Consider the following 6,077-nt stretch of genomic DNA (forward strand, 5'->3'; position numbering starts at 1 on the left):
GATGGGGGCGGGGGCGCTCGAAGTGCTGGCGGAGCATGACGAGGAGCTGCTGGCGGCGTATGTGGAGGGCAGTGGTATGTCACATGCCACTGAGCGTTCTAGCGCTATGTCACACGCCACCGAAGGTCCGAGTGCCATGTCACATACCACTGAGGATTTCAGTGCTGTGTCACATGCCACCCTCCTCGCCGCCCTCACCGCCCAGACCCGCCAATCCCTCGTCCACCCCGTCTACTTCGGCTCCGCCACCACCGGCGCCGGCATCGACGCCCTCGTCAACGGCATCAAGGAGTTCCTCCCTCCGTCCGACGGCGACCCCGAGGGCCCGCTCTCCGCCACGGTGTTCAAGGTCGAGCGGGGTCCGGCGGGGGAGAAGACGGCGTACGCCCGTCTCTTCTCCGGCACCCTGCGCACCCGGGACCGCGTCCCCTACGGCGAGGCCCGCAAGGAGGGCAGGATCACCGCGATCAGCGTCTTCGACCACGGCAGCGACGCCCGCGTCGATGCGGTCACCGCCGGACGCATCGCCCGGCTGTGGGGTCTCGCGGACATCCGGATCGGCGACGCGATCGGCGAACCCCGCAAGGCGTACGAGCATTTCTTCGCACCGCCGACCCTGGAGACGGTGGTCGTCCCGGGCCCGGACACCGACCGGCGCGCACTGCACGTCGCGCTCACCCAGCTCGCCGAACAGGACCCGCTGATCGACCTGCGCCGCGACGAGGTGCGACAGGAGACCTCCGTGTCCCTGTACGGCGAGGTGCAGAAGGAGGTCATCCAGTCGACCCTCGCCGACGAGTACGGACTCGACGTCGGCTTCCGGGAGACCACCACCATCTGCGTCGAGCGGCCGGTCGGCTCGGGCGCGGCGGTGGAGTTCAACAAGAAGGACCCGAACCCGTTCCTGGCCACCGTCGGCCTGCGCGTCGATCCCGCGCCGCCCGGAGCGGGCGTCGACTTCCGCCTGGAGGTGGAGCTCGGTTCCATGCCGTACGCCTTCTTCAAGGCGGTCGAGGACACCGTGCGCGAGACCCTCGGTCAGGGCCTGCACGGCTGGCAGGTCACCGACTGCACCGTGACCATGACCCACTCGGGTTACTCGCCCCGGCAGAGCCACGCCCACCAGGGCTTCGACAAGAGCATGTCGAGCACCGGCGCCGACTTCCGCGGGGTCACCCCGCTCGTGCTGATCGAGGCGCTGCGCCGGGCCGGGACGCGGGTGTACGAGCCCCTGCACCGCTTCCGGATCGAGGCTCCGGCCGACACGCTGGGCGCGCTGCTGCCGGTGCTGGCCGCGCTGCGGGCCGTGCCGCGGACGACGGTGACGCGGGGCGCCGGCTGCGTCCTGGAGGGTGCGGTCCCGGCCGGCCGGGTGCACGAGCTGGAGCGACGGCTGCCCGGACTCACCCGTGGCGAGGGCGAGTTGGAGACCGCTTTCGACCACTACGCACCGATCACCCACGGAACCGTCCCCGAACGCAGGCGCACCGACCACAATCCCCTGGACCGCAAGGAGTACCTGTTGAACGTGACGCGGCGAGTGGGGAGTTGAGGCCAGGAAGGAGGGCGGGGCGGCAGAGGGAGGACGTACCCAAAATCCTGAAACTTACTCAAGAGTCAGAAGTATTGACGGTGTCCGGAAATCCCCGGACTGTAGTGGACATGCCGAATATCCGGACACGTCTGCTCGTTGTGCTGGTTGTCCTCTTCGGATCCCTGACGATGGCGGGCGTGCCGTCCGCCTCCGCCGCCGCCACCGTCCCCGACTCCCTCTGGTTCGACGGATCGACTCTGACCGTGCAGAACGGCAGATTCGTCGACGGCAGCGGCCGCGAGGTCGTCCTGCGCGGCTACAACGTCTCCGGCGAGACCAAGCTGGAGGAGAACAGCGGCCTGCCCTTCGCCTCGGTCGCCGACGCGAAGAAGTCGGCGACGGCGCTGCGGGCGCTGGGCGGCGGCAACTCGGTCCGCTTCCTGCTGTCCTGGGCCCACGCGGAGCCCACCCGGGGCACCGCCGACACCACCTACCTGGCCGCCGTCACCGACCAGATGCGGGCCTTCCTGGACGCGGGCATCCGGGTCTACCCGGACTTCCATCAGGACCTCTACTCCCGCTACCTGTTCAACTCCGGCAGCTGGTACACCGGCGACGGAGCCCCCAAGTGGGCCGTGGCACTGGGCGGTTACCCCCAGGAGTCCTGCGGGATCTGCCTGTTCTGGGGCCAGAACATCACCCAGAACCAGGCCGTGACCAAGGCCCAGTACGACTTCTGGCACAACACCTACGGCCTGCAGGACTCCTTCCTCGACACCGCGCAGAAGACCATGGCGTACGTCCAACAGCACCTGAACGACGCGGAGTTCGCGGGAGTCGTCGGCTTCGACCCGTACAACGAGCCGTACGCGGGCAGCTACGACTCGGGCCAGACCAGCCGAACCTGGGAGCAGAACCTGCTGTGGCCCTTCTACCAGAAGTTCCGGGCCCGGATGGACGCGGCCGGCTGGCAGGACAAGCCCGCCCTGGTCGAGCCGAACCTCTTCTGGAACTCCAACATCAGCTCCCAGAAGCAGGAGGGCGGGCTCCTGGACGCGGGCACGCTGGGACCGCGGTACGTCTTCAACACCCACTTCTACGACCAGAAGGCCATCTCCGGGATCCTGATGTGGGGCAACGCCTCCGACGGCCAGTACGCGAGGGACTTCGCCGCCGTCCGTGACCGTGCCGCGGCCGCCGGAACGGCCGCCGTGGTCAGCGAGTTCGGGCATCCGCTGTCCGGCTCGGTCTCCGGCAAGGCCCCGACCGTCGACAAGGCGATGTACCAGGCCCTCGACTCCCGTCTGCCGGGCTCGAGTTGGTGGAGCAACCCGGCCGCCTCCGGGCCGGTGCTCTCCGGCAACCAGTGGCAGTGGGACATCTACAACGGACGCCACCACGAGCTGATGAACGACAACCCGGACAAGGTGCAGACCTCCGGCGACGCCTGGAACGACGAGGACCTCTCGGTGGTCAGGCTCGACGACTCGGGCACTGTGACGCTCCGTCAGGACGCCCGGCTCCTCGACCGCGTCTACCCGAGCGCCACGGCCGGCACCACCCTCGCCTTCACCTACGAGGACCGCTCACGCGACGGCTCGACGACCCTCACCTGGAACCCGGTGCCGAGCTCACTGCCGAACGTGTCCCAGCTGGTCGGCTCCGGCCAGTACGGGCTGCTCGTGTGGCGTTCCGGCTCCGCAACAGCGCCCACCGAGCTGCACCTCCCCGCCTCCTTCCCGACCGCCGCGACCACCGTGGTCTCCGATCTCGGCACGGTGTACGGCCCGCCGGCCTACACGGCGTCGACACCGGTCGCCGTGGCGCCCGAGCCGGGCGGCACGGGAAGCCGCCGGCTGCTGCTCACCGACTCCGACTCGGGCGTCCTGCACTACGCCCTGGTGACCAACGGCGCGACCTCCCCCTCGTCGAGCCTCCTCGCCGCGGCGAAGTCCGAACTGGCGTCCTGGGCGACGTCCCGCTTCTGACCGGGAGTTGACGACAAGACGGCGCCGGACCTCCTCGGTCCGGCGCCGTTCCGCTCTCGGAGGTCAGCTCGTCGGGCCGGTCCAGTCGGCCAGGACATGACCGAGCCGCACCCGCTGGGGGTGGTCCCCCACGGGCACGGACAGCACCTTCTGGCCCGTGGCGAAGTCGATCGCGGTGACCTGGTCGGCGCCGCTCTCGGAGATGATGCAGTCCTTGCCGTCACCGCTCACGGTCGCCCAGTACGGAGTCGACGCCGTGACGAGCGGGCCTTCCTGGAGGGTGGCCCGGTCGACGACGGTGGCGTAGTTGTCCATCGTCCCGGCGACGCACAGCTTGGTGCCGTCGGGGCTCATCGAGATGCCGTGGTGGCGCGAGTCCAGCAGCCACGTGGTGCGGTCGGTGCTGGTCGCCGGGTTCGCCGGCAGCGTCTTCACCCGGGTGATCTTGTCGGTGGCGATGTCGTACTCCAGGAAGCCGTTGAAGAACGACACCTGGAAGTACATCTTCGACCAGTCCGGTGTGAAGGCGGCGGGTCGTACCGCGTCGGAGAAGTCCTTCAGTCCGATCGCGTCGAGGCGGTCACGCATGTCGATCGTCTTGACCGTCTTGTAGGTGGTGGCGTCGACGACGGTGATGTGCCGGTCGCCCTTGGTCCAGTCCCAGGCCGGGTCGTCGAGGGAGGTCGTGACCTCGCCGATCGCCATGTTCCAGATGTACTTGCCGCCGTTGGTGAAGACGTTCTCGTGCGGCTTGTCCCCGGTGGCGAACTCGCCGAGTTCCTTGCCGGTGTTGATGTCCAGCACCTGCACCTTGTTGGCGGTGGAGGCGGACACCGCCACCCGGGTGCCGTCGGGGGAGACGGCCATGTGGTCGGCGCGGTAACCGGCCACCGGGAAACGCCAGTTGATCTTGTCGGTGGCGAGGTCGATGGAGACGACGTCGGCGAAGCTGGGCCGGGAGACGACGACCGACTTGCCGTCCGGCGTGGAGTACATGTCGTCGACGTACTGGTCGTGGCCCTGCCCGACCTCGTTGCGGATGGCCGTGTAGTAGATCCACTTGATGGGGTCGGCGTTGATCTCGGCGATGCGCTGCGCCTTGTCGGGAACGACGTTGATCTCCCCGACCTTGGCGAAGTCGCCGGAGGACTTGAGGACGGTCGCGGTGCCGTCCCAGTTGTTCCCCACGAACAGCACCTCGCGCAGCGCGGTGGCGGAATCCGCGGTGGCGGCGGTCGCGGGGGCGGCGACGGTCAGGACGAGGGCGGCGGCTACGGAGCAAAGGTGCCTGGATCTGATGGCAGGCATGAGTGCTCTCTCCTCTGTGGACGGGGCGTGATGCGGGCATGCCAATGGAATCGACGGTCGAATCTGAAAAGAAGCGCGTTCAGACTCTTACTTACTGGAAAGTAAGGAGCGGGCACCCTTCTCCACAAGACTGCGTACACGACAAAATCGAGGGATCACGTAACGAGGGAGGCTCAGTGGCGGGCAGGCTCAGGGCGCCGACCGGGCGGTACGGCGGCAAGACCGCCGAGCAGCGGCAGGCCGAGCGGCACAGGAGATTCCTGGACGCCGCGCTCGAACTCTTCGGTGCCGACCCCGGATACCGGGCCACCACCGTCGCGGCGCTCAGCGAGGCCGCGGGGCTGTCGACCCGCCAGTTCTACGAGGAGTTCCGCACCCTCGAGGATGTGCTCGCGGCGCTGCACCTGCAGGTCAACGACTGGGCGGAGTCGGCCGTGCTGTCCGCGTTCGCCGAGGCGGAGGGCCGGCCGATCGCCGAGCGGGCCACCGCGATCTTCCGGGCCTACGCGGCGAACGTCACCAGCGATCCGCGCCGCATCCGCATCACCTTCGTCGAGATCATCGGCGTCAGTCCGCGGCTGGAGGAGCAGCGCCTGGCCCGCCGTTCCCGCTGGGTCGACCTCATCTGCGCGGAGGCGGAGGCGGCGGCCGCGCGCGGGGAGGCGGCCCGACGCGACTACCGCATCGCCGCGACCGCCTTCATCGGCAGCGTCAACGGCCTGCTCCACGACTGGAGCGCGGGCTGGGTGAAGGCAACCCTGGACGAGGTGGTCGACGAACTGGTCCGCCAACTGCTGGGGATACTCCAGCCCCCTGGCTGGACACCACCGGACGCTTGAGGGGTGGGGCGGTGACGCTGACGGTGTGAGGAGTGGGTGCCTGTGACGCGGTGATACCGCTTGTGTGAGGGATGGGTGCCTGCGACGCGGTGATACCGCTTGTGTGAGGGATGGGCGCCTGTGAGGCCGTGACACCGACTGGTTGCGGTGCGGTGCCGCGAAGCCGTGCCGGATCCGGCACCTCGACGCTCTCCGCCCGTCCGTCGTCCCCCGGGCTGCCACCCCGGCCCGCCGGCCCGGCCGCCGCTCCAGCCCAGCCGCCCAAGCCTGCCGTTCCAGCCCGCCGTCCCCAGGCCTTCGCCCCGGCCGTTGCACCCGGATCTGCGACCTCCACGCTCTCCGCAACCCGTCCTCTCGCGGACTTGCCGCCCCCCGGCCCCACCCGCCCGCCGTCGCCCCAGGCCGGCC

Annotated in this window: 4 protein-coding genes; 3 read left to right on the forward strand and 1 reads right to left on the reverse strand. The window is 69.2% G+C overall.

The genetic code is table 11. The features are described from left to right. Both GRC12_RS40860 and GRC12_RS40865 read left to right on the forward strand, forming a co-directional pair. Window positions 1-1,552, forward strand: a 1,552-nt coding sequence (locus tag GRC12_RS40860) for a GTP-binding protein (protein ID WP_244374540.1), incomplete at its 5' end; no start/stop codon positions are given. 110 nt (window positions 1,553-1,662) lie between these two features. Beyond that, the gene (locus tag GRC12_RS40865; protein WP_208785510.1) at window positions 1,663-3,522 is read left to right on the forward strand and encodes a cellulase family glycosylhydrolase; all 1,860 of its coding nucleotides are present in this window, start codon (window positions 1,663-1,665) and stop codon (window positions 3,520-3,522) included. Between the two features lie 63 nt (window positions 3,523-3,585). On the opposite strand, the gene GRC12_RS40870 is transcribed toward GRC12_RS40865, so the two are convergent. Next, window positions 3,586-4,830 (reverse strand): YncE family protein, encoded by a 1,245-nt coding sequence (locus GRC12_RS40870; protein ID WP_208785511.1) that lies wholly within the window; start codon window positions 4,828-4,830, stop codon window positions 3,586-3,588. A 176-nt stretch (window positions 4,831-5,006) separates the two neighbouring features. Here GRC12_RS40870 and GRC12_RS40875 point away from each other — a divergent pair, with 176 nt between their 5' ends. Continuing rightward, window positions 5,007-5,669 carry a TetR/AcrR family transcriptional regulator gene (locus tag GRC12_RS40875; protein WP_208785512.1) on the forward strand — a complete coding sequence of 221 codons (663 nt, stop codon included), beginning with the start codon at window positions 5,007-5,009 and terminating at the stop codon, window positions 5,667-5,669. The last annotated feature ends 408 nt before the right edge of the window (window positions 5,670-6,077 follow it).

The organism is Streptomyces griseorubiginosus (assembly GCF_017614965.1).
GTDB classification, from domain to species: domain Bacteria; phylum Actinomycetota; class Actinomycetes; order Streptomycetales; family Streptomycetaceae; genus Streptomyces; species Streptomyces griseorubiginosus_B.

Bases quoted from the DNA above. Each gene is read 5' to 3' on its own strand.
- GRC12_RS40865 (WP_208785510.1), top strand. From the start codon at position 1,663: ATGCCGAATATCCGGACACGTCTGCTCGTTGTGCTGGTTGTCCTCTTC.
- GRC12_RS40870 (WP_208785511.1), bottom strand. From the start codon at position 4,830: ATGCCTGCCATCAGATCCAGGCACCTTTGCTCCGTAGCCGCCGCCCTC.